A 23120-nucleotide genomic window follows, 5' to 3' on the forward strand; every position below is an offset into this window, starting at 1 on the left:
TCTCAATCATCACACAGTAGTAAGAAGACAAAACGCTTCCTCTCTAAAATTAAATCGCTGGACAAGGCAAGCGATCGACCAACGCACCCCTCAAACCCAGTAGATCGCAAATCGACATTTTTTGATCAATCGCCAAATCTCGCTCCCTCTAAATCTCTACAAATCCTGCTGATTAAGCGTGACTTTGAGTTCCCGTCCTTTTTAAAAAGAGTCAGAGGGAGGTTACGAGAAATGACCCCCTAAAAATAGTCATCGCAATCTACTGAAGTTGCTCAATTGTTAGCGAGTCGGCTTAAAGTTGCGGGTAAAGCTCATCCAGCGATCGATCTTGCCGCCCGTGATTTCCAAAATTGGAATATTGGATGTTTTCGTTTCGCCGCCTGCCTCTTCGTAGAAAAAGTAAATCGAGGTGGGTTCTTTGCGAGCTAACCCGTAAGCGATCGCAATATCATTCGCAAGTTTGCAGCTAATGGAAAAAGTGCCCATCTCGATCGAACCGTTGCCTGCGGTGTATGACCAGGTAGTGCCCGGAGACAGTTGACCAGAGGCACACATAAAATGAGTCACCTCAAACATTTTTGCCACATGCACATCGTACAGGCGCAATCGTCCCCCATAGGCGGATTTTGTTGTACTCGTGTCAGGCACCGTCAGGCTAAACGCCCCTTCGCCTGTTGAGATTAACATGGGTAACGCGGTAGCTAACCCTGGGCTGTGAGGAGCCGCAATCGCAGCGATCGACCCAACAGACAACAAAAATTGGCAAACAGAACGCTTCATCATCATCCTGGCGATAAAAGTTTATATCCCAGCGTTCCCACAACCAGCCCAAAATCCTATGAGAACTGATTGCCTCTAGTATTTTGTCGGCAGCGATCGAGTTCAACTCAACATCAAACTGGATCAAAGAGAGGATTTAGTGAGGATTTAGTTTTGATCCATTCCTCACAGGTCAGTTAATTCTGTTAGCCATATGTCATAACAGATGTACAATAAACAATCACAATCCCTAGACTTCCATGTTTTTAATCTAAATAGATCAAACTCAGATCAAGCTTGACCCAATAATTTGTTAAGTGCTCAAGGTTATTAGATCGTTTGAACTGAGAAACGAAAAGATTGGAAGAAACAGGGTGGTTGTTAACCCAACAGTTTTAGGAGCAGATCCAACAATGAGTTTTACGCAATCAATGACCACCTTAATTGAACATTTAGAAACTCGCAGACAACAACTCGATACCGAGCTACAAGAAACCACTGCGGCGATCGAAGTCTTAAAACGGCTAGACGGACAAAAGGGCGATTCGGCAGCAGCCCCTGCGGCAGTCGTCAGTGATAGCAACGGTCAAGCGACCCCCCGTAGACGCGGACGGATTCCTCGCGCCAAGGTCGAAGATACAGCGGCGACCAGTTCCACCTTTAGCCCTCGCACTTCAGTCTTGCGGGCTTATCAAGGAAAAACCATTCGAGATGCGATCAAAATGATTTTGCAAAGCGAAGCGGGTGAGGAGTTTAGCGTTAATGACATTCTCTACGCGCTCTATGGCAAAACCATTAGCAAAGATGCGCTCAAAGTGGCTCGACCGATCGTCCTTGCCGAACTCTCTAAAGGAAAAATGGCCAATCACTGGTCAAACGTGCCCGGACGCAAAGGCTACTATACCTTCCTGGAAGACGGCGACTCAGACGGTGAAGAAGACGACGAATAATCTGCGCGACCCCTTGCGGGAACTCAAAGAGATCGCCATCCCTTCCTCTGCAAAAAGACGCTTGGCTGGACGCTGAGTTCATTCAAAAAATGCGATCGCCCCAAACCGTTTAGAGCGTACCCTAACTCGGTATGATGGCAGTGCTAGTTTAGCGAATTGCTAACCGCCAAAAGAGCGAATCGCTGACTGCTCAAAAACTGCCAACTAAGGGGAACCCCAAGGGTTAACATGCGAATTTTGTTTGTTGCTGCGGAAGTGGCTCCGATCGCCAAGGTCGGCGGCATGGGAGATGTGGTCGGTGCGTTGCCCAAAGTCTTGAGAGCAATGGGCCACGATGTCCGAATTTTCATGCCCCTCTATGGGTTTCTGCCTGACAAAATCAAGATTCCCAAAGAACCCGTCTGGCAAGGGAATGCCATGTTTCAAAGCTTCTCAGTTTATGAGACGGTTTTACCGGGTTCTGATGTACCGCTCTATTTAATGGGGCATCCCGTATTTGATCCGCGTCGCGTCTATGGCGGAGATGATGAAGATTGGCGGTTCACCTTTTTTGCGAACGGTGCGGCCGAGTTTGCCTGGAACTATTGGAAGCCTCAAATTATCCATTGTCACGATTGGCATACGGGCATGATTCCGGTGTGGATGCACCAAGATCCCGACATCTCGACGGTGTTCACAATTCACAATTTGGCGTATCAGGGGCCGTGGCGCTGGAAGCTAGAAAAGATGACTTGGTGCCCGTGGTATATGCAGGGTCACAATACAATGGCGGCAGCGGTGCAGTTTGCCAATTGGGTTAATACTGTGTCGCCCACCTATGCCGAACAGATCAAAACTCCCGCCTATGGAGAAACGCTAGAGGGACTGCTGTCTTTTATTAGCGGCAAGGTGTCTGGCGTTCTCAATGGCATTGATACTGAGGCTTATAATCCTGAAGTAGATAAGAGTCTGACGCAGACCTTTGGTGTGGAAACGTTAGAGAAACGATCGCTCAACAAAATCACGCTACAAGAAGAAGTTGGGCTAGAAGTTAATTCCAAAGCATTCCTGTTAGGCATGGTGACGCGATTGGTCGAGCAGAAGGGGTTGGATCTGGTATTGCAGATTCTCGATCGCTTTATGTCTTACACCGATTCTCAATTTATTTTATTGGGGACGGGCGATCGCTATTACGAGACGCAAATGTGGCAACTAGCCGGACGCTACCCCGGACGTATGGCCATTTATCTGCTCTACAACGACGCACTCGCACGACGCATTTATGCAGGGTCAGATGGATTCTTGATGCCGTCAAGATTTGAGCCTTGTGGCATTAGTCAGATGTTGGCGTTGCGCTATGGCTGTGTGCCGATCGTGCGCCGAACGGGTGGTTTAGTCGATACCGTATTTCACCACGATCCCGAAAATCACACAGGGACGGGGTATTGCTTCGATCGCTACGAGCCATTAGATCTCTACACCTGTCTGGTACGAGCCTGGGAAGGATTTCGATTTAAACCTCAGTGGAATGAACTTCAACAACGAGGCATGAAGTCAGACTTTAGCTGGGACAAGTCGGCTGTTGAATACGACAAGATGTATCGCACCGTTCTCGGCTTGCCGCCAGAAGATCCTCAGCCCCAAAAGCAAGCCGAATTAGCGAAATAAAAGTTTGATATAACGTCAGTCTCCAATAGAGGCACACCTTTAGGAAGGGCAAAAGAAATCTGCGTTTTCTTAGGAGTTCGATGAGAGGGACTTGCTTCGTTTGAATCGGCTTCAGCCCCCTAAATCCCCCATTCTGGGGGATTTAGGGGGCGAATCTCTCAATAACGAAGCGAAGAAACTCCATCGAATTCACGTTGATGTAGCCTCCTTAAGCTCAAAAAGAAAACACGATCGCGGCCACAAAACCTGGATCGTGCAGTTGTTTAGGGGGAGTAGAAAACTGAGGGCACCTTATTCGGTGTCGTCGTGGGCAAAACGATGATAGAGGAAGTCAAGCGCATAGTTGCGAACTTTGTAGTATTCGGGTGTTTCCATAATGCGGGCCCGATCGCGAGGACGCTTAAACGGAATCTCTAACACTTCGCCAATTGCAGCGGCTGGCCCGTTGGTCATCATCACCAGTCGATCGGCGAGAAACAGCGCTTCGTCAATGTCGTGCGTGATCATTAGAACGGTACAGCGGTGTTCATTCCAAATCTTCAGCAGTTCTTCTTGCAGTTCTTCTTTGGTAATCGCATCTAATGCGCCAAACGGTTCGTCAAGAATCAACACTTCAGGGCGAATCGAAAGGGCGCGGGCGATCGCCACCCGTTGTTTCATCCCACCCGAAATTTGGGGAGGCTTTTTCTCCGCCGCTTCGGTCAGACCCACCATCGCCAGGTGATCTTTGACAATCATCGTCTTCTCAGCTTTGGACTTGTCGGGATAGACCGAATGAACGGCCAAATAGACATTCTCAAACACCGACAGCCAGGGCAACAGCGCATATCCCTGAAACACGACCATGCGATCGGGCCCCGGTTTTGTAATCGGTTTGCCTTGCAGTCTGACTTCGCCATCGGTGGGTTGAGCAAAGCCACTGACCATATTCAGTAAGGTACTTTTGCCGCAGCCTGAGTGACCAATCACGCAGATAAATTCACCTTGCTGAACCGTCAGATTGACATTTTCTAAGACAGTGTAGGTGCCGCCGTCGCGGGTGGGATAGATTTTAGAGACATTATCCACGACCAGAAAATCTTTCTGAGTCTTGGGTGTCACAGAGTCTCGAACTTGCGTTGTCGTAGTCATTAACGTTTCGCTCGTCTTAAGTGTTTGCATGGGTGTCTTGGGAGCATCCTAGGGGTTTACGCGGTGCGAGGCAAGGGGGCATCGAGGGCAATTTCTGCCATGTAGATGTCGTGCTTAATCTTGAGGTCGTTAAGATAAGCGATCGGGTCGTCTGCGCTAAAGGTCACCCCATCAAACAGATGAATCGCACCTCGGCTGTAGGTCAGATCAGAGAGGCCCAATTCTCGTGCCGCTACGCTAAACACATTCACTTTGCAAACGCGCTCCAAAATTTCAACCCAGTTGCGTGGGAAAGGAATGTCACCCCAGCGCGCTAATTGAGTCATGAGCCAGAGATGCTCGGTACGACTGGGACGGTTGACTCCTTGCCCATAAAATTGGTGGTGCGCGTACTCTTTGGGAGAAGGATGCAGGTCACACACGGCTGAATTTGGATCGCCTAGCTGAATGTAATCCACTTCGCAGGCCAGATATTCACTGCGCGATAGGATTTGACGAATCTCTTCGTGATTGTTGGCATCTGTGCAGTAGCGACAAGCTTCGAGCAGAGCTTTGACCAGGGCAACGTGCGTGTTGGGATAGGCATTGGCCCAATCTTCACGAACACCGAGAACCTTACCAGGGTGACCGTTCCAGATTTCGAGGTCGGTGGCGATCGTGTAGCCAATCTCTTCGACCGCCGCCCGAATGTTCCAGGGTTCACCGACACAGTAGCCGTCAATGCTGTCTGATTGCAGGTTAGCCACCATTTGGGCGGGAGGCAGCGTGGTAATCGAAACGTCTTTATCGGGATCAATTCCCCCGGCCGCCAACCAGTAACGCAGTAATAAATTATGCATTGACGCAGGATGCACCACCCCAAACATGTGACGGGTATCGGTGCTTTCTAGTAGCATTCGCTTCAGGTCACTCAGCGTATAAACGTTCTGTTCTTGAAAGCGTTTGTCGAGTGTGATCGCGTTCCCGTTGCGGGTGAGGGTGAGAGCGCTGACGATCGGAATCGGTTTGCCATCCATTCCCCCAGTCGTCAACCAGACAGGCATTCCTGAAGGCATTTGAGCCGCGTCGATGTAGCCACCTGCAATTCCATCCTGAATGCCGCGCCAGCTTGATTCGCGCACCAGATTGACTTCATCTAACCCATGATGAGCAAAGAAGCCTTTTTCTTTAGCGATCGCCAGCGGAGCGCAAGCCGTCAAAGGCACAAACCCGATTTCTAGATTGACTTTTTCTAACCCGTGACGAGCGACAGCGGTGGTCTTTCTAGCACGCAGTTTTTTGATTTGCTTTTGCTGATTGAGAAAGTAGATCAGTTCGCTGCGGTAGCTGTAGTAGTTGGGGTGGGTGATGACTTCCATGCGCTTGCGAGGGCGAGGAATGTCTACTTCGAGAATTTGACCAATTTTGGATTCGGGGCCGTTGGTGAGCATGACAATGCGATCGCTGAGCAAAATCGCCTCATCCACATCGTGCGTGACCATCACCGTCGTCACATGGTTTTCTTCGCAAATCTCCATTAGCTTTTCTTGGAGGTTGCCGCGAGTCAATGCGTCTAATGCACCAAACGGTTCGTCGAGCAGCATCAGTTTCGGTTTGGTTGCAAAGGCACGAGCGATCGCGACGCGCTGTTTCATCCCTCCAGAAAGCTGGTCGGGTGGCTTCTCGGCGGCGTGTCCCAGTCCGACCATTTGAATGTTTTGTTCAACAATTTCTTTGCGTTCTTCGACTGACAGATGAGCCAACACGTTATTGACAGCCAGTTCAATATTTTGCCGAACGCTCATCCAAGGCAGCAGCGAATAGTTTTGGAACACAACCATTTTGTCGGGCCCCGGCTTGAGAATCTCTTCGCCTTCAAGCATCACCACGCCATCGGTCGGCAAATCCAGCCCCGCGACCATATTCAGCAGCGTAGATTTACCACAGCCAGAGTGACCAATCAGCGAGATAAATTCACCTTTGCGAATCTCCAGGTCAATCCCCTTGAGCGCAACATAGCTGCCACCATTGGCAAGGGGAAAAGTCTTTTCAACGTTTTCGACAGCAACAAATTTAGACATGACTAGCAGGGATGAAGAGTGGGGATGAGGGATGAGGGATGAGGGAATTTAAGAAGGAATGAGGGATGAGGGATGAAAAGTGAGGGATGAGGGATAAAAACTGAGGGGTAAAGGCTAGGAGTAAAGAGCGAGAAAGCGATAAGGTGGTGAACAAAAATTACCAACGCCAACGCATTCCTTCTCTTACTTCATCCCTCATCCCTCATCCCTCATCCCTACTGCTTCTGGCTTGGGGGCAAAATCAGGTCTTGAATGTACGCCATGATCTTGTCGAGTGCCCAGCCCACCAAACCGATGTAGACCAGTGCCAAAATGATTTCGCTGACCTGGCTGTTTTGGTAAGCGTTCCAGATAAAGAAGCCGATGCCGACGATGCCAGACATCACGATTTCAGCAGCGATGATAGCTAACCAGGCAAGCCCGATCGAGATCCGCAACCCGGTGAAAATGTAAGGCAGTGCAGCCGGAAAGAGAATCTTAAAGAAGTACTCTGACTTGGGCAAGTTCAACACTTTGGCCACGTTGTTGTAATCGCTGGGAATCTGACGAACGCCAACAGCAGTGTTAATCAAAATCGGCCAGATTGAGGTAATGAAAATGACAAACAAGGCAGCAGGTTGGTTTTGTTGTAATGCTGCTAATGCAATGGGAACCCACGCCAACGGAGGAACGGTTCTCAAAATCTGAAAGATCGGATCGAGTGCTTTCGACATTCCCTTATTCAAACCAACGAGAATGCCAACGCCAATACCCACGATCGCCGCGAGTGTATAGCCCACTGCAACCCGCTTCAAACTCTCAAATACCTGTAGTGCCAGTCCTTTATCGGTGCCGCCTCTGTCGTAAAACGGCCAGAAGATTAGCACCCAGGTTTCTTGCACAACTCGCACCGGACTGGGAAGTGTGGCCCCCGGCAGAGAAGAAAACAGTTGCCAAAGGATGAGTAAGACAGCGATCGCAATCAGTGGATAAACAAAATCTTCGATCCGTTCTTTGAGTTTTGCATTAGCGGCGCGTGACTTCTTAACAGGTGCGACGGTGTTGGGTTGAGCGACGGTCATGGAATTAACTCCTGGATAAGAGGGATGAGGAATGAGGGGTTGCCGCTGGCGGCACGCTTTGCGAAAGGGATGAAAGACCTTGGACTTTAGACCTTGGACAAGGAGGGATTTTAGTCTTCAGTCTTCGGTCTTCAGTCTTCGGTCTTCAGTCTCAGCTAGACGATCTTTTTGATCTTTAAACTGTCCAAATAAGCTTGAGGGTTCTCTGGGTCAAACTTGATGCCGTCAAAGAATTCTTCTACGCCGCGAGAAGTACTGGTGGGAATGTCGGCGGCGGCAATTCCAGCTTCTTTGGCCGCTTCCTTCCAGATGTCTTCGCGGTTGACGCGATCGATCAATGCCTTCGCAGTCGTCAATGTCTCTTTGGGTAAAAAGCCCCAGCGGACACTCTCCGTTAAGAACCACAAATCATGACTCTTGTAAGGATAAGAAACGCTGCCCTTGCTGTCTTTCCAGTAGAGAACTGCCATCGATTTGTCGTCGATCGTGCGTTCGCCCAGGTTGTATTTACCCATCAGCGGCTCTAGCAAGACGGTCTCTGGCACATTAAAATATTCTCGCCGAGCTAGGATCTGTGACAGTTCCTTACGGTTGTCAAAGTTATCACACCACTGTTGCGCTTCCATGATTCCTTTCAGAATCGCTTTGGTGGCTTTGGGATGCTTGTCTGCCCAGTCTTTTCGGATTGCAAAATATTCTTCGGGGTGTGCTTTCCACATTTCCGCAGTCAATGCCGCGATGAATCCATTGTTGTCTGCAACAATGCGGTAGGGCCAGGGGTCGCCTGTGCTGAAGGCATCCATTGCCCCTCGTTTCATGTCTGCGACGGTTTGCGATGCGGGGACGGTGAGCAACTCTACGTCTGTCTCCGGATTGATGCCACCTGCCGCTAACCAGTAGCGAATCCAAAACTCCTGATTGGCTCTCGGAAACGTGTAGGCTGCTTTGAATCGCGAACCTGCTGACTTGAGTTGACTAAAGAGCGCAACCTGGTTGTCTAGCTTTAACCCAATGTTCTTACCTGCGTGTTTGTTAGCGATCGCAATTCCATTCCCTTGAGTGTTTAACTGACACAACACATACATATCAATTTTGGTGTTGTCAGTAATCAGCCCCTCGGTGATCAAGTACGGCATGGGCATCTGCCACTGTCCACCATCAATGCCGCCGCCACCAGAGCCAATTTTGACATTATCTCGCGCTGCACCCCAGTTGGCTTGCTTGTCAACCTTGACTTCGCTCATGCCATATTTAGCGAAAAATCCCTTCTCTTGAGCAATGATTAAAGGAGCCGCCTCGACGATCGGAATGTATCCCAATTTCACCGTTTTGACTTCTGGTTCTTCTCCCGGCTTGACGTTGACCACAGGAGTTGCAGCCGGAGAAGTCTGACCACTATTAGTAAGTGAGTCAGGAGGATTGCCCAGACAGCCTTTTAGTAAAACAGAAGAGGCTGCTGTTGCGCCAGCTGTTAATAGAAACCGCCGCCTAGAAACCGATTCAAACCGAGTCATAACGCTCTCCTTAGCCTTGGATATGAAAACCGAATCCCCATTGATTTGCGCTTCAAGGGGTGCCGAAATCGCAAGCAACAGCTTCAAGAATGAACGTGAGTTTTCATCAAGAATCTGCTAACTTATTTAATTAAAAAAATCGTTCCTAATTACAATCAATCGCTTTGAAAGCTGATCGATCTTTGGGTGGCTGTTAGTAGTTATTAAGTCCGTTATTTGGTTTGAGTAACTTAGCTAACACGCTTGAAATAACATTACTGTCTCAAGTCCCCTAAAGTCCAGTGTGAAGAGCCAAATTACAAAAGAAATCTTAAATTGAATCCATAAGTAAATACCTATCATTGCATTTAAGCAGTTCTGGTTATCTCTATAAATGGGAGATTTACCAAGGGATGTGATTGCTCTAAATAGGCTTTTTCTTAATGATTCTCAACACTTCTAGAGAGCAGTCAGAGTTATTTATAGATGAAACTTGATACCTTTAATAGGTTGCAGATCAAGTTAGCACTAGAACGTTAGAAGCAGCTTTTTCAGTGTCTAGAAATCTTACTGATCCATCTGACTACTTCTCGATCTTTCCGCGTCTTTTGATTGAAATTCTTTAGTGATCAATAGATGAGAGTGAATACCTTGAATTCTTTTAGTTCAGAAAAAACTGATAGGAATTGGAAGTTGATCGCTGCGACCCCTTGCAGGCAACTTGAAGCGACCCCTTGCGGGTAACTCGAAGAGATCGTCGCTCTCAAAAAATACCTTAGGGGGGTATCGGATTTGTCCGATCGCAAGCTATGTCATTAGATACCGTAGGTTATGAGTGACTGAGTTAGAACGTGAAGAAGTCAGATAGCGCGTATTCGTTTGGCTGGTTTGATTGGGTTTGCCTCTGGTATCCTCCCGGTTGGCTGATTTTATTTAACCGTCACTGGCAGCACTACCACCCTGACCCCGACGGCTGGAATTGGCTGGAGTATGGGCTGTTTTTGATTCCGGGCGGGTTTTATGTGGCGTTGCTGATCCGATGGCTGCGGTTGGGATGCCGATCGCCTCGCTCTTTTATTAGCGATCCTGATCCTCATTATCAGCAGATCTTTCAGCGGGAAATTTTGACCCCGATCGCGCAGCGTTATTTTCGAGCCGAGCTGCATCAAGTTGAGAATCTACCCGACTCCGCCCCCGTTATTGTTGCTCTCAATCATGCAGGCATGTGCTTTCCGTGGGATTTTTTGTGTCTGGGCGTGTTGCTCAATCAAAAAAAAGGCTGGTTTGTCGAGCCAGTGGCGCATCCGATTTTCTTTGACCATCCCTGGCTGGTGTGGTGGTTGCCGCCGGGTTGGGCACAGGTGTTAGGAGGAATTCGAGCAGAAAAGCAGCGTTTTGAAACCGCCGTTCAGACCTGCGATCGCTCCACCGTTTTGTTATACGCTCCCGAAAGTTGGCGAGGATTGGCGAAGGGTTGGCGCGATCGCTATCAGTTAGCCAGGTTTGATCCCAGTTTTATTCGTCTCAGCATGGGTGCTCAGGTGCCGATTCTCCCGGTAGCTTGTCTGGGTAGCGAATATTTGCATCCGTGGACGTTGAATAGTAGAAGGCTGGCTCGCTGGCTCAAAATGCCGTTGTTGCCCGTTTCGCCGCTGCTGCTGGTGTTTGTGCTGTTTCCCTCGATGGGTGTTTGGGCAATGAGAACTCGTTTGCGCTATTTCCTACAGCCGATCGAGCGTCCCTGGAGTCGTTCTCTCAAACCTGATGAATCCATTCGATCGACCACATACCACCAGGCTGAACAGATGCGATCGCACTTAGAAAAAGAACTCGATCGACTGAGAAAAGACAAATCGTGACGTGTAGTTGATGAAGTTCAAAGTCTCTCAGAATGGAGAATTTAAGGGGCGAAGATTTGAGAAGCGAAAAGAACTTGATCGAACTGATGTCCAATTAAGGTTTCTGACGCAAAAAGGGATTGGGATCTTCTGCAACCCAGCCTAAATTGGAGTTCGATCGCACTTCAAAATGCAGGTGAGGGCCGTTAGAACTGGGAATGCCCGTGCTGCCGACGGTGCCGATCGTTTGTCCACTTTTCACGGTTTGTCCCACTTTGACCTTGATACCGCCCAACTGGGCATAACGAGTCTGATAGCCTTGCTGATGGTTAATAACAACCAGATTTCCGTAAGCTCCTTGTTGGGCTGCAAAGGCGATCGTTCCGTCTCCGACCGCTCGCACCGGGGAACCGATCGCCGCCGACAAATCAATGCCACTATGAAACACAGGTTTGTCCTGCCCAGCGGGGAGATACCACCCATAGCCCAGCAGCACCGGAGAATTGGCAGAAAGCGGATAGCGGGTCAAAACATTGGGATTAGCCTTGGCGACAGGCAATCGACTTTCTGAGACAGGCGACCAGTTGACACCGGGAATAAACACCACTTTGGGCGCAGTCTGACAGCCATTGACCTCAAACAACAGATCGGGACGCACTTTATATTTAGCTGCAAGATTTCGTAACGTTTGACCCGCAGGCACTTCGGCGCGAATTCCATTGTAGGGAGGAACGAGAATTTCAGCCCCGATCGGAGCCTTGCCTTCTCTCAACACTGCATTCATGCCCATCAGCGTCGCGGGAATCAGATTGTATCGACGCGCAATACTTTCCAGCGTTTCGCCCGATTTGACCCGATGACGAGTGACACGAGAAAGCGCAGGAGTCGGACAGGTTGAGTCTGGAGCCGCTTGACTGGGCAGAGCGAACCCGTTGAGCAGTAATCCGATCGCCGTTCCAAATAAAGTCAATCGCCGCATTTGCTTCTCCCGATCGCTTACCAACCTCCAGTCTAATTTGCGAATGAAATTGTTTCCCCAGGGTCAAGCTTGCCTTCTCAAAAAGGTTTGAAGCACTTCGCTGACTTTTTCGGGCCAGTCCTCTTGCGGATAGTGTCCGACTTCTTCGAGTTCGACAAATTCTGCGTTTTTGGTGGACTGGGTAATCGCTTCCGCCACACTCTTTGGCAACCACGGATCACGATCGCCCCAGGCTAATAGTAATGGCTGTGTCCATTGGCTCAATCCCGTTTCAATTTCTAGCGTCGTCTCCTTAAGTTGGAGCTTTTGAATCGTGGTCAACAGCGATCGCCCCGCATCAGAACTTTTGAGCCAGGGACGACGATAAATGTCCAAGTCATTGTCTTCAATCAGATAGCCCCCACCGCCTTCTAGCGTGCGATCGACCAGCAGCGGATCTTGAGTCAGCATGTCACCTACGAGCGGAATGCCCATTTGCCTTAGCTTCCAGGGCAGTTTGGCAGTTTGAGAAACCGGGGCGTTGAAAATGGCGAGGCGATCGACCTGTTGAGGGTGCCGCAGCGCATATTGAATGCCGACCGAACCGAGGTAGCCCTGAGCGACGATCGAGAATTTTTCTAACTCCATTTCTTTAACAAAATCAGCAAGCGCAGTCAGAAACGCATCCGGTGTGTAGGCAAAATCGCGGCGATCAGGCTTTCCCGAAAATCCACAGCCTAGCCAATCGGGGGCGATCGACCGAAATCCCTGACTTGCCAAAGCGGGCATGACTTCTCGCCAACTGTAGCTTTGAGACACCAACCCATGCAGCAAGAGAACGGGCAGTCGGTTACTCTGTCCAGTCGGCTCAACTTCCCGATAAAACCAGACGTGTGAGCCGATTTCTAACCAATTTTCGCCAGTAGACATCTTCTCTTAACCCTTTCTTAAGTGTTTTGAGCTTATCGTTTTGGGCATCGCTCCGCAAAACATTGCTCAAAATCAATCAAATGTTTGTCAAACTTCTATGATTTATTCACATTTTGTAGCTTTCAATACAGAATTTCTCTGGTATATTAGTCTCAGGTACAGAAAAGCTAAAGAACTGGAGGAATTCACCATGTCAGTCCAAGATAAATCCCGTGCATTGATGGTGCGTCATCACCAAATGATCAAAAATCGTCAACAGTCCATGTTGAGCCGGACGGCTGCCGAGTTGGGCATTCCCGCAGAAGTCGCAAACCTCTCCAACCACACCAAAGGCGAAGACTACCCAACTCCTGGAAGTGGCTACGATCGCAGCAACGTCGGTTTGAGCTAGATCGAGTTGAGAAAGGGCGATCGTTCAGCTTCTGAACGCAAATTAAATGATTGATCCAAAATGGGCGTTTCTTCTATCCAATGAAGGAGCGCCCTTAAATTTTGAAGAGTCGTTAGTTCTTCTGGGGCTGGTTGGTTGTCAGCAGAAATCTAAAGTCAGTTTTGCTCCGGTTACTAGTCCAGCAAGATAGCCTGAAGTTGGATACTATGACTGTCCTTATGACATGGATGTAAGGGGTTATTCTTGTCGTGGCAGATCTGCTTATGAACGAACTGAACGAACAGGAGGTAGAGAGCCTGTTTGCTACGTTCAAAGCCTTGTCCCTGTCAATACTGTTGATCAACCTCGCTCGTCTGGATTTAATCTTTCATGGCTTTTTTGGGGCTGTGTTTTACTGTACGCGCTTGTAAAATTGTGTACTGGAGGATTTGAAGATGGTTAGAAAAAGTAACGCAATTCAGAAGCGCATTATCGAGGTCAATCACCCATTCGTGCAAGATGCCCGACTAGCAAGATTTTTGTTCCATTCAAAGCGTGATTAATCTCGACACTAACACTGCGATTGCATTTGTAGCGGAAGGCTCCACCGTTCGTTATCAACTGCGGACATTTGTTCAAACTCAACAACTGGTCATGGCGCAAACAGCTTTTGATGAGTTTGTTAACATCATCCAGTATTCAGCAAGTGCTTTAGAGCAGGACAGAGCAAACCGATTCCTTGATCGAGTTACGATCATGCCCGACAATCCCTCGATTGCTGCTCAAGCCCTGAAGCCGACGCGGAGTTTAGACCCAAACGATATAATTATTTTAGGAACAGGGGATCAAATGGGAATTGTCACCATGACCGCTGATGCAAAAGCAGTTCGAGCCGCCAGTGCCCAGGGCGTTAATTTCAACGTCTACCTTCATTCCTCCTATCCATTGACAGGTAGCTGAATCATGCAGAAAACAATTCCAGTCCATCTCGTCAGTACCTATCAGTTGCTGCAATGTGCTTTTCCCCAGGGTATTGAAGATCAAGAATATCTTCCTCTGTTGTCGATTCTCTATGAGCAAATGTCTGATCGGAGTTTAGCTCAAGTGATTGCTGAGTTTACAAGCAGAGAATATCACACTGTTCTCAATGATGTGTATCGAGTTGGCGCGGCTGAGACATTGAGAGTTGGAGGAGTTGTAGATAGCGTTAATCAAAAGTTAATGCGCTGCGATTACGAGAAGTGGTTGCTTGAAGGCTAGTCGTGTCGAGAAACGGTCTAACAACACAGTGGAGCGGACGGTAGGGAAACTTTCTCGCTTCGTTCTAGTCTACTCGCCGCCGCTCATTTTAGTTGTTCTGCCGCTTCGGTTTCGGGTGGTGGCGGTTGTTTAAGATCTGTCTCTAGGTTCCATAGCTAAGACTTCTGGGTGTGATCGGGAGTTTCAAGGCGCGACTTACCGCTTTGCGTAAGCCACTAGTGATACGCCCAGCATCACGATAACAACGCCTGCAATTCGAGTTGGGCTTGCGGGATACTTTGTTAATCCAATCGCTCCGTAGTAATCTAGGAACAGTGAAGCCATCATTTGCCCTGCAAACGTGAGCGCCAGCGTCAGAGTGGCTCCGACTCTCAAAGTCGCGACAATGGTTGCCCAGACATACATCGTGCCTAAACAGCCGCCCGTCCACATCCACCAGGAGCTTTGAGTAAGAGCCGCTGAAGTGGGAAGGGGATACCGTGCTATGAAACAAATGAAGAATGCGGTCAATGTCCCCGCTAGATACGAGACAAAGGTCACTTGCATTGGCTCACCGACATATCGCCGCAGCAATGTGTTTAGGGCAATTTGCACAGGAATAAAAGCACCGCCAGCTAGCGCAGCTAGAAAGTAGATCGTCCGTTCATTCATCTGAAACTCCTCCATTATCTTGAAGTTAAGATACTTGATATCGAGATTATAGCGGTTATTTTGATGTCAAGATACTTAGTGTCAAGAAATTTAGAGAGGTGAGTTGCACAATGGATTCTGATCCAGTCGATAAGATTTTGGCGCAGTGGCGACGGGAACGCCCTGACGTAGATGTTTCACCAATGGGCATTATTGGACGGCTCACACGATTAGCCAAACATTTAGAGCAAGCTATCCAAGAAACCTTGTCAGAATTTGGCTTAACCGTTGGAGAATTCGATGTACTAGCCACTCTTCGCCGTTCTGGGCACCCGTACCAACTTTCACCCACTGAGTTGTTCAATACCTTAATGGTGTCATCGGGCACTATGACCCATCGCATTGATCGCTTAGAGCAATCTGATCTCGTTCAACGGATTCCCGATCCGAGCGATCGTCGGGGAACGCAAATTAAGTTAACTGATAAAGGTTTTAGTATCATTGAAAAAGCAGTTGAAGCTCACGTTGTCAATGAACATCGCATTCTTGGTGCTTTAAAGGTGTCAGAACGTGAAGCCCTCACTCAGTTGCTTCGTAAGCTTTTAGTTTCATTTGAATCGTAGTCAAAAATGAACAGTGACGGCTTGAAGTGTTTGGTAGTTGCTGTATAAACGCGGCAGAACAACCCGGTTGGAGCGGACAGTTGAGAGTCTTTTCGTTGATTGCTATGGTCAATCTGCTGCCGCTCATTTTAGCCGCTCGATCGCTTCCCCTTCACTCGCCAAGTCAGCAGTCAACACTTCAGATCCGGTTTCTGTGACCAATACATCGTCTTCAATGCGAATGCCGCGCACGTCGCTAAACTCTGCCAAACGCTCCCAGTTCACCACATGCTGATAAGTCTCGCGATGGGTTGAGTCTTGCAAGATTGCCGGAACTTGGTAAAAACCAGGTTCGATCGTCACCACCATTCCAGCTTTTAGAGGACGATCGAGCCGCAAATATCCCAGTCCAAATCGCTGGCTACGAGTTCTCCCCACTTCATATCCCGCCAAATCGCCCAGATCTTCCATATCGTGGACATCCAAGCCCAACAGGTGCCCGACTCCGTGAGGAAAGAACAGCGCATGAGCATCCAGCTCGACCAGATCCGCAGGTTGCCCTTTGAGAATGCCGAGATCGACGAGTCCCTGAGCCATCGTCTCACAGGCGAGTAAGTGAATGTCTCGATACTCCACATCTGGACGAATTTTGGCAATACAAGCGTCGTGAGCAGCCAGAACAACGTCATACAAATCGCGCTGAGTCGCTGAAAATTTGCCAGAAACGGGCCACGTTCGCGTCACATCCGATGCCCAGCCTGTCGAAGTTTCTGCACCCACATCCGCTAATAGTAAATCGCCCGATCGCACCGGATGATGATAGCGATCGTTGTGCAACACTTCTCCATGCACGGTGACAATACTGCTATAAGCACAAGTCATATTGTGAGCGATGATCACCCGTTCCATTGCACCACGAATGTCTGCCTCAAGTTTGGCATCAGAGGTTGCTGCCATTCCTGCTTGATGAGCTTCTACGGTGACAGCAGCCGCTTTCCGCATTTCTACGAGCGCAGCATCGTCGTGAGTGAGGCGGAGACGAACGATCGCTTGAGCTAATTCGAGATCTACTCCTTGAGATGACTTAGGCGAAGCGATCGCTCGATCTAACCAGCGAGATTGTTCCTGTCGAGTCAACGGATCTTGAACGGCGATTGTGGCAGCCTCTTTAACATGGTTTTCTAACGCTGAAAGGGGATAGGCAGCATCGGCGGCGATCGTTGCGGCCAGTTCTTCTCGTGTTGGGGAAGCTCCATGCCACAGCGCACTCGCTGGACTCGCTTCATCCACAAACAGCGTCAGTTTTCCAGCCTCCAACCGAATCGCCGCATTCTCCAACGGCAACCCCGCAAAGTAGAGAAAGTGACTACTCGCCCGAAACGGAAACGTATTAGCCGGAAAATTACGAGAACTGTGACTGCCCGACCAGAGAACGATCGGGCGATCCATCAGTTGAGCAAGCTGTTGACGACGACGTTTGAGTGTATCCGTAAGTGTAGTCATGAAGGTTAAGACGCTTTGAAACTGTAATTAACTCAAAGTCTCCCAGAATGGGGAGTTGGGAGGCAGAAGCTCTAAACACCAAACCAAATTGAATTCACAACATTAAACTCACAACATTGAATTCACAACATAAACTCGCATCATTGAACTCACCTTAACTCAATGCCCCGCCACAAGAACTTCCCGCCCCAGCCGTACAGCCAAAACAATGACGACCCGTTACAATTTGACGCTGTGCAAGTTCGACGGGATTAAAGTCCCGAATGTGGGGGGGACGATCGCTCGATCGACACTCCAGATCCAGCATTTGGTTAAAATCGCAGTCATAAAGCCGCCCATCCCAGGACACTGAAATCGTATTGCGACACATCAACCCATTCACCGTCGCGGCATTAAAGGAATTCACCAGCAGTTCTAGATAAGTCTGCAAGTTGCCCGATTGCTCCAGCCATTCTAGATAGCGAGAAATCGGCATATTGTTTAGCGTAATCAAGCGATCGAACTCAATGCCATAATTCTTCCGCAAACCTGTCTTCCATTCTTGCTCTAGCTTGGTCTGACTACTGGCCAAAAAAGCGCCTACCGGGTTGCTCATCAGCGTCAGTCTGCGTTTGGGGTCGCCTTGTCCATATCCGGCTGCATTGAGAAGATGGAGAGCGGCGATCGACTTCTCAAACGTACCGTCTCCGCGTTGAGCATCGGTATTGCGCTGACGATAATGCGGCAGAGAACAGACAATTTCGACCCCGCGATCTCCCAACCACTGAGGCAAATCCTCCATTCGAGGTAACAGCAACACAGTCAGATTGCAGCGATCGATCACCTGTTTTCCGCGTGCGACACATTGATCGACGAGATAGCGAAAGTGCGGATTGAGTTCGGGTGCGCCTCCCGTGATATCAACCGTACGAGCCTCAGTCAGATCAAGGGCCCGAAGACAAAGGTCGATCGTTTCACGATTCATGTTTTCTTGAGTACGATCGGGGCCCGCATCCACATGACAATGACGACAGGTCATATTACACAACTTGCCGATATTGATCTGAAAAATCTCTAATTTGGCAGGCGTTAAAGGATGTTGTCCTAGTGTTTTAGCAAAGTTGCCTTCATGTAGGGTGTGGGATAGATCAACGTCAGCCAATACGCTGTGTTGATATTGAGTCGATGCCAGTGGCGCATGTCTCTTATGCAATGACGTTGCCTTGGTTCTTTTTGAACTCGTCTCAGATTCCGCTTCAAAATGGCTCAAAAGATTTGTTTTAGACTGCGTTTCAGAAAGTTCCATGACCTCAGCTTTTAAAGTGTCTACAATTCATGATCCAAATCTGTTAATTCAACACGCCGATCACATCGCCACCTGATTGACATGATCAAGCATTTGCAGCCCATGAATGAGCGAAGAACCGCCCCGAATCGCCGTTGCCACATGGACAGCTTCTGTCATTTGTTCTAGATCAGATCCTTGCTGAAGGCATTCTTTAGAATAAGCATCAATGCAATAGGGACACTGAACGGTATGGGCAACGGCTAAAGCAATTAAGGCTTTTTCCCGCTTTGACAAAGCACTTTCTGCAAACACCGCTTCATAATACGCGAAAAACTTTTCTGCAAGTTCTGGGCTACCTTCCCCGATCTGACCAAAATGAGGAAGATGCTCTGGTTTGTAATATTGCTCCATTGGGTTGCTCCTTGGCATATCCTTTAGGGTAGAAGATCCAGGCGAGTTGCGGCCCGTCACGACTCTTTAACCGATTTAACCCTACCATTGTCGATCGCCATGAAATTGTCGCCGCTCCTGATTTTTCTATCGTTCGGGTTCTCGCTCACGACGGCTGTGGCAGCAGATTCACCTCAACTCCAAAAGTTGCTCAACACTGGACAGTGCGAGGGATGTGACCTGCCTGGAGTCAGTTTGTACAGCTTTGTTTTAGACGGTGTAAATCTGCGGGGCGCAAACCTCAATTCGGCAGCGTTGCAGGGTGCGAAACTCAATTTTGCCACGCTGGAGAAGGTTAATTTGGAGCGATCGAACCTCGCCCTGGTTGAGTTAAAAGATGCCAACCTACAGAGCGCAAACCTATCTCAAGCCAATCTGTATGGAGCAGATCTCAGGAATGCTGATCTGTCGGGCGCAAATTTACAGGGGGCAATTCTGGAAGGCGCAGATCTGAGAGGAGCAAATTTAAGTAGAGCAAATCTCCAAAAAGCAAATTTTATTCGAGCAAAAATGACGGGCGCAAACTTAACCTCCGCTCAACTCAAAGGTGCCAGAATGCCTGATGGTCGCGAATACAAACAGTAGTCTCAAACAAGTGCTTTTTGGAATGGTTGCTTAAGTAATATTAAAATGCTGATAAGAATCAAAATATCTTATTTATAAAACGCTGGTTTTACTTTTAATTAATCAAAAATTTCTGTAGGGTAACACTCAGGATTAAATAGCCCCGGCGCATCAATTCACCGCTATGAAAACAAACCGACCTTCGCAGGCAGAGCCGCCCTCCTAATCAGCCAGGGTGGATTTCGTTTTGGTCGGCACAGTTCAAACCGCTAGCCAGAATTACGGGCGATTAAATCTTTGCTCCTTTAGCGATCGAGCTTTCGATTCCGTATTAGCCCTTTCTTTACCGTCTCTTCACGGTGTTACTTTACGAACTTCGGTAAAATTAAGGAGACTTTTAGAACAGAAGTCTTCTCTCTTACGAGAGAGGTATTAATCGTGCGTTGTGAAGAGTTTGTGAAGTTTAAATTTTTGTGTTAAATACTCCGGACTGCCAGAACTCTCAGTGTAAGGATCGATCATTGTTAGGAAAAAACTCCGTATTCTTTGGGAGGGTGATTGATTTGTTGAGGAAGTAGTTCTATTGATCAAATGGTCAGAACCTGTGCATCTTTTGAGCGATCGCCAGTTCCATCTCTGCGTGAAATCTCTTAAGTAATTCTCACCATTTGAGTCAGTTCTTTCACAAAAGTCAATTTTCCGCCAGCCTCTTTTTAGAATGCTGGATTTGCGACGGTCATTGGGGTTTTGAGGGTGCTTCATTTGGTCATATCAAGGAAACCTAAATAAACTTATGAACTGGATAAGTGGAACATCTACGTCCTCATCGGCTGCTTTGTCTGGAGAAATAAAACTGCTTTTTCAAAAGCCCCCGATCACAAGTGGAACCATCCAAGACCCGGCGAGCAGGCTCTCTCTAAGATCCGCCTCAACCGGATCACCGCTAGGAGCGAGTTCTTCCTTACCTAATCCCACTCCTGTCGAGACACCGACTACCCTACCCACGCCAGCCGAGTCCCTGAGTGGGCAAATTGTCTTTATTGACCCTCGGCTGCCCAATTACAAAAGTTTGGTAGCGGGGGCGATCGCTGGGGTCAATGTGGTTGTTCTGGATGCAAAACGGGACGGCATTGCTCAGATTACTCAAGTGCTGGCCCAAGCCACCCAAGTTTCTGCGATTCATATTGTGTCCTTTGGAGATGAAGGAGTGTTTACGCTGGGAGCCGCTCAAGTGACCAGTCGATCGCTCGATATCTACCAAAACAGTATCCAAAAGTGGGCAACCTCCTTTGCGCCAGATGCAGATATTCTGCTCTATGGTTCCAAGATTGGAGCGGGCGCAGGTGGGGCAGCCTTCGCCAAAAAGCTGAGTGACCTCGCCAAAGCAGACGTTGCTGCCTCCAACGATCGTACGGGTCAAGGCGGCGATTGGGTTTTAGAAGTCAATACGGGCGCGATCGCGACCAAGATTGCCTTTGAATCCAATGTCACATCCACGTATGCCGCTTCGTTTGACTTGAGTTAGACCGTGAGCAAATTTAGCTTGCGTTAATCAATAAATGCAGGGTGTTGGGTTAGTTTAAAACTCAATGCCCTTTTTTATTAGCACGATCGAGAGTTGAAAGCTCCGATTCGTAACTTTTTAGAGTCTTAATTAGAGACTTCAGTTCAATGAACCTCTTTAGTTCCCGAAGCGAAAAACTTTCACCTTGAACCTTGGGTTTCCCGCCGCTTTGGGGCAATTCATCCCCTGATTCAGCAACGCCACAAATTGATTTGATATCAAATACTTCTGTACAACGCGCTTAGACACTGCAATAAAACAAAACTTACATCGCAAAAGAGAAGCGTTATTCTATCCATATTTTTAATTCTTAAATCTTCATAAGCTGTGACGGCTTGCGTAAGTAGATCTGCTGCCGTAAGGGGTTGAGCGCTTTTAGCTTCAGTGTTTTCCGTGGTTTTTTTATATTATTCAACCTATAGACTCGACTCAATATCAAGTTCAAAGTCAAATTTAGACCAACTGCTTATTGCGACGCAGAACCACTCTTTCTTAAAGATTGTTTGACTCGCCAAACCTCCCAGCTACAACCGTTTTGTAACTATCCCATGCAACTCGATCGAATGGCTAAATCGCCACAAGTCAAGGAGTTCTTCTAAAACCTGGAATAGTACTTTCACGAATGATCTCTTACACCGCTTCTCTTAAATGGATGCGGCAAAATCGGTAAAAGACTAGAGATCAGAAACTGAAGCTGTTAAGCACTGTTCAAATGCTCGATCGATAGCCACTCTCGCGTGAATCAGTATTGCGATCGCCAGAACCCCAGGCTGAGAGATACCACACCGGACTTGGGAATTATTAGGTACAAACAAAAAATTTTGACATGAGTCAGGCGCTCAACGAGGGAAAGTTAACATGCTAGTGGATGATTCATCTACCGATACACCCAGTGGTCTTTTAGGTGTCCGAAGCCGGATGCATTTTACAGGACGACTGGATGTTAGAACCAGTGCCCAGCAATGGAGCCTTTACCTGTATATGGGGCGTTTGGTTTGGGCAAGCGGTGGCCCTCATCCCAGAAGACGCTGGCAGCGATACTTGACCCAGCACACTCAAGTCAGCCCTGGTGTCTCAACGAGCGTTCGCGCAGTGGACAACTGCGAACACTGCCAGGACTATCACACCCTGGCAATGTTAGTTAAGCGTCAGCAAATTACACCAGAGCAAGCAGTGGCTATCATTCGCAGCACCGTTGCAGAAGTCTTGTTTGACATCATTCAACAAGAAGAAACCAAACCTGTCACCTTTAACTCTGACGCTGAAGATGTTCTCGATACGTCTCTCGCATTATTGAATGCAGAACAGCTACTCCTAGAAATCCAACAAAACTGGAATGCCTGGCGCACACTGGGGTTGGCAGACCATTCCCCCAATCTGGCTCCTGTCTTGAGAAATGCAGAACAACTTCAACAATACACCTCCGAAAAGGTCTACAAAACGCTGGTGTCTTTTGTTGATGGACGACGCACCCTGAGAGACCTGTCGGTGTTGATGAAGCAGGATTTGTTGCAGTTAACACGAGTGTTGGTGCCCCTCTATCGCAAAGGGCTGGTCGCCCTGACTAAGATTCCAGATCTGTCTACTCCAGGAATCGGGACGCGACCCCTTGCGGGTAACTCGAAGAGATCGCCACACCCGACCCCACCTCCTTCAGGGATTCCAACTGCTCCTGTTGGTGGCTCCTCGGTGCCCATCTCTAATGCGCCTATGATTGCCTGTATTGACGATAGCGTTCGAGAATGTCAGGTGATGGAGGAGATTATCACTGACGCAGGCTATCGGTTTGTCGGCATTCAAGACTCAATTCAGGCGCTGCCGATTTTACTTGAGCAAAAACCTCAATTGATTTTTCTGGATCTGGTGATGCCGATCGCCAACGGGTACGAGGTCTGTGCTCAGATTCGGAGAGTTTCTCTATTCAAAACAATCCCAATCGTGATTTTGACCAGCAATGACGGAATCATAGATCGAGTGCGAGCAAAGATGGTTGGCTCCTCTGGGTTTCTGGCAAAGCCAGTCAATGCTGAAAAAGTGTTAGCGATCGCTCAAAGATACTTAGCCGTTTAAGTGCAACAAAGCT

The 23120-nt window shown here is 48.4% G+C and carries 21 protein-coding genes; 10 read left to right on the top strand and 11 right to left on the bottom strand.

The features are described from left to right. Positions 1-279 precede the first annotated feature (279 nt). Entirely contained in the window at positions 280-780 is a 501-nt protein-coding gene (locus ACKFKH_RS01465; RefSeq protein ID WP_446856443.1) for a hypothetical protein, read from the bottom strand. A gap of 392 nt (positions 781-1172) precedes the next feature. Here ACKFKH_RS01465 and ACKFKH_RS01470 point away from each other — a divergent pair, with 392 nt between their 5' ends. Together ACKFKH_RS01470 and glgA are read left to right on the top strand one after the other, a co-directional pair. Further along, complete coding sequence (locus ACKFKH_RS01470; RefSeq protein WP_446856444.1) at positions 1173-1709, top strand: hypothetical protein; 537 nt, start codon at positions 1173-1175, stop codon at positions 1707-1709. Between the two features lie 228 nt (positions 1710-1937). Next, a complete protein-coding gene (glgA, locus tag ACKFKH_RS01475) occupies positions 1938-3356 on the top strand; it encodes a glycogen synthase GlgA (protein WP_446856445.1) in 1419 nt (472 codons plus the stop codon). Positions 3357-3647: 291 nt separating this feature from the next. Here glgA and ACKFKH_RS01480 read toward each other — a convergent pair whose 3' ends face one another. The 4 genes from ACKFKH_RS01480 to ACKFKH_RS01495 all read right to left on the bottom strand — a co-directional run bounded on the left by ACKFKH_RS01480 (position 3648) and on the right by ACKFKH_RS01495 (position 9122). Next, positions 3648-4487 carry a nitrate ABC transporter ATP-binding protein gene (locus ACKFKH_RS01480; protein ID WP_446856446.1) on the bottom strand — a complete coding sequence of 280 codons (840 nt, stop codon included), beginning with the start codon at positions 4485-4487 and terminating at the stop codon, positions 3648-3650. 56 nt (positions 4488-4543) lie between these two features. Further along, complete coding sequence (locus tag ACKFKH_RS01485) at positions 4544-6547, bottom strand: nitrate ABC transporter ATP-binding protein (protein WP_446856447.1); 2004 nt, start codon at positions 6545-6547, stop codon at positions 4544-4546. A 215-nt stretch (positions 6548-6762) separates the two neighbouring features. After that, positions 6763-7608, bottom strand: a complete 846-nt coding sequence (gene ntrB, locus ACKFKH_RS01490) for a nitrate ABC transporter permease (RefSeq protein WP_446856448.1) — start codon at positions 7606-7608, stop codon at positions 6763-6765. 155 nt (positions 7609-7763) lie between these two features. Further along, positions 7764-9122 carry a CmpA/NrtA family ABC transporter substrate-binding protein gene (locus tag ACKFKH_RS01495; RefSeq protein ID WP_446856449.1) on the bottom strand — a complete coding sequence of 453 codons (1359 nt, stop codon included), beginning with the start codon at positions 9120-9122 and terminating at the stop codon, positions 7764-7766. An 830-nt stretch (positions 9123-9952) separates the two neighbouring features. On the opposite strand from ACKFKH_RS01495, the gene ACKFKH_RS01500 reads away from it, so the two are divergent. Next, positions 9953-10960: a 1-acyl-sn-glycerol-3-phosphate acyltransferase gene (locus tag ACKFKH_RS01500; RefSeq protein ID WP_446856450.1), complete on the top strand. Its 1008-nt coding sequence runs from the start codon at positions 9953-9955 to the stop codon at positions 10958-10960. Positions 10961-11054: 94 nt separating this feature from the next. Here ACKFKH_RS01500 and ACKFKH_RS01505 read toward each other — a convergent pair whose 3' ends face one another. Beyond that, the gene (locus tag ACKFKH_RS01505) at positions 11055-11918 is read right to left on the bottom strand and encodes a peptidoglycan DD-metalloendopeptidase family protein (protein WP_446856451.1); all 864 of its coding nucleotides are present in this window, start codon (positions 11916-11918) and stop codon (positions 11055-11057) included. A 63-nt stretch (positions 11919-11981) separates the two neighbouring features. After that, positions 11982-12827 carry an alpha/beta fold hydrolase gene (locus ACKFKH_RS01510; protein ID WP_446856452.1) on the bottom strand — a complete coding sequence of 282 codons (846 nt, stop codon included), beginning with the start codon at positions 12825-12827 and terminating at the stop codon, positions 11982-11984. A 190-nt stretch (positions 12828-13017) separates the two neighbouring features. Here ACKFKH_RS01510 and ACKFKH_RS01515 point away from each other — a divergent pair, with 190 nt between their 5' ends. The 3 genes from ACKFKH_RS01515 to ACKFKH_RS01525 all read left to right on the top strand — a co-directional run bounded on the left by ACKFKH_RS01515 (position 13018) and on the right by ACKFKH_RS01525 (position 14457). Further along, on the top strand, positions 13018-13218 hold the full coding sequence (locus ACKFKH_RS01515) for a hypothetical protein (RefSeq protein WP_446856453.1): 201 nt from the start codon (positions 13018-13020) through the stop codon (positions 13216-13218). Positions 13219-13752: 534 nt separating this feature from the next. Then, positions 13753-14157 (top strand): DUF1308 domain-containing protein, encoded by a 405-nt coding sequence (locus tag ACKFKH_RS01520; protein WP_446856454.1) that lies wholly within the window; start codon positions 13753-13755, stop codon positions 14155-14157. Between the two features lie 3 nt (positions 14158-14160). Continuing rightward, on the top strand, positions 14161-14457 hold the full coding sequence (locus tag ACKFKH_RS01525) for a hypothetical protein (RefSeq protein WP_446856455.1): 297 nt from the start codon (positions 14161-14163) through the stop codon (positions 14455-14457). A gap of 195 nt (positions 14458-14652) precedes the next feature. Here ACKFKH_RS01525 and ACKFKH_RS01530 read toward each other — a convergent pair whose 3' ends face one another. Continuing rightward, a complete protein-coding gene (locus tag ACKFKH_RS01530; protein WP_446856456.1) occupies positions 14653-15108 on the bottom strand; it encodes a DMT family transporter in 456 nt (151 codons plus the stop codon). A 110-nt stretch (positions 15109-15218) separates the two neighbouring features. Between ACKFKH_RS01530 and ACKFKH_RS01535 the strand changes: the two genes are divergently transcribed. Continuing rightward, the gene (locus tag ACKFKH_RS01535) at positions 15219-15710 is read left to right on the top strand and encodes a MarR family winged helix-turn-helix transcriptional regulator (protein WP_446856457.1); all 492 of its coding nucleotides are present in this window, start codon (positions 15219-15221) and stop codon (positions 15708-15710) included. 123 nt (positions 15711-15833) lie between these two features. Here the strand turns inward: ACKFKH_RS01535 and ACKFKH_RS01540 are convergent, their stop codons facing one another. The 3 genes from ACKFKH_RS01540 to ACKFKH_RS01550 form a co-directional block, all read right to left on the bottom strand. Further along, positions 15834-17192 (bottom strand): aminopeptidase P family protein, encoded by a 1359-nt coding sequence (locus tag ACKFKH_RS01540; protein WP_446856458.1) that lies wholly within the window; start codon positions 17190-17192, stop codon positions 15834-15836. A 154-nt stretch (positions 17193-17346) separates the two neighbouring features. Then, positions 17347-18441, bottom strand: coding sequence for an arsenosugar biosynthesis radical SAM (seleno)protein ArsS (arsS, locus tag ACKFKH_RS01545; RefSeq protein ID WP_446856577.1), 1095 nt, complete (start codon positions 18439-18441; stop codon positions 17347-17349). 96 nt (positions 18442-18537) lie between these two features. Continuing rightward, positions 18538-18870 carry an arsenosugar biosynthesis-associated peroxidase-like protein gene (locus ACKFKH_RS01550; protein ID WP_446856459.1) on the bottom strand — a complete coding sequence of 111 codons (333 nt, stop codon included), beginning with the start codon at positions 18868-18870 and terminating at the stop codon, positions 18538-18540. Between the two features lie 99 nt (positions 18871-18969). Here ACKFKH_RS01550 and ACKFKH_RS01555 point away from each other — a divergent pair, with 99 nt between their 5' ends. The 3 genes from ACKFKH_RS01555 (at position 18970) to ACKFKH_RS01565 (ending at position 23107) form a co-directional block, all read left to right on the top strand. Next, the gene (locus tag ACKFKH_RS01555; protein WP_446856460.1) at positions 18970-19494 is read left to right on the top strand and encodes a pentapeptide repeat-containing protein; all 525 of its coding nucleotides are present in this window, start codon (positions 18970-18972) and stop codon (positions 19492-19494) included. Positions 19495-20266: 772 nt separating this feature from the next. After that, positions 20267-20998: a DUF4347 domain-containing protein gene (locus ACKFKH_RS01560; protein ID WP_446856461.1), complete on the top strand. Its 732-nt coding sequence runs from the start codon at positions 20267-20269 to the stop codon at positions 20996-20998. 897 nt (positions 20999-21895) lie between these two features. Continuing rightward, positions 21896-23107, top strand: coding sequence for a response regulator (locus tag ACKFKH_RS01565; RefSeq protein WP_446856462.1), 1212 nt, complete (start codon positions 21896-21898; stop codon positions 23105-23107). The last annotated feature ends 13 nt before the right edge of the window (positions 23108-23120 follow it).

The sequence above is a fragment of the Phormidesmis sp. 146-20 genome (genome assembly GCF_052939475.1).

Coding starts and splice junctions, on each gene's coding strand:
- ACKFKH_RS01560 (WP_446856461.1), top strand. CDS start 20,267: ATGAACTGGATAAGTGGAACATCTACGTCCTCATCGGCTGCTTTGTCT.
- ACKFKH_RS01550 (WP_446856459.1), bottom strand. CDS start 18,870: ATGGAGCAATATTACAAACCAGAGCATCTTCCTCATTTTGGTCAGATC.
- ACKFKH_RS01480 (WP_446856446.1), bottom strand. CDS start 4,487: ATGACTACGACAACGCAAGTTCGAGACTCTGTGACACCCAAGACTCAG.
- ACKFKH_RS01525 (WP_446856455.1), top strand. CDS start 14,161: ATGCAGAAAACAATTCCAGTCCATCTCGTCAGTACCTATCAGTTGCTG.
- ACKFKH_RS01530 (WP_446856456.1), bottom strand. CDS start 15,108: ATGAATGAACGGACGATCTACTTTCTAGCTGCGCTAGCTGGCGGTGCT.
- ACKFKH_RS01465 (WP_446856443.1), bottom strand. CDS start 780: ATGAAGCGTTCTGTTTGCCAATTTTTGTTGTCTGTTGGGTCGATCGCT.
- ACKFKH_RS01495 (WP_446856449.1), bottom strand. CDS start 9,122: ATGACTCGGTTTGAATCGGTTTCTAGGCGGCGGTTTCTATTAACAGCT.
- ACKFKH_RS01555 (WP_446856460.1), top strand. CDS start 18,970: ATGAAATTGTCGCCGCTCCTGATTTTTCTATCGTTCGGGTTCTCGCTC.
- ACKFKH_RS01535 (WP_446856457.1), top strand. CDS start 15,219: ATGGATTCTGATCCAGTCGATAAGATTTTGGCGCAGTGGCGACGGGAA.
- ACKFKH_RS01510 (WP_446856452.1), bottom strand. CDS start 12,827: ATGTCTACTGGCGAAAATTGGTTAGAAATCGGCTCACACGTCTGGTTT.
- ACKFKH_RS01540 (WP_446856458.1), bottom strand. CDS start 17,192: ATGACTACACTTACGGATACACTCAAACGTCGTCGTCAACAGCTTGCT.
- ACKFKH_RS01515 (WP_446856453.1), top strand. CDS start 13,018: ATGTCAGTCCAAGATAAATCCCGTGCATTGATGGTGCGTCATCACCAA.
- ACKFKH_RS01565 (WP_446856462.1), top strand. CDS start 21,896: ATGCTAGTGGATGATTCATCTACCGATACACCCAGTGGTCTTTTAGGT.
- ACKFKH_RS01505 (WP_446856451.1), bottom strand. CDS start 11,918: ATGCGGCGATTGACTTTATTTGGAACGGCGATCGGATTACTGCTCAAC.
- glgA (WP_446856445.1), top strand. CDS start 1,938: ATGCGAATTTTGTTTGTTGCTGCGGAAGTGGCTCCGATCGCCAAGGTC.
- ntrB (WP_446856448.1), bottom strand. CDS start 7,608: ATGACCGTCGCTCAACCCAACACCGTCGCACCTGTTAAGAAGTCACGC.
- ACKFKH_RS01485 (WP_446856447.1), bottom strand. CDS start 6,547: ATGTCTAAATTTGTTGCTGTCGAAAACGTTGAAAAGACTTTTCCCCTT.
- ACKFKH_RS01470 (WP_446856444.1), top strand. CDS start 1,173: ATGAGTTTTACGCAATCAATGACCACCTTAATTGAACATTTAGAAACT.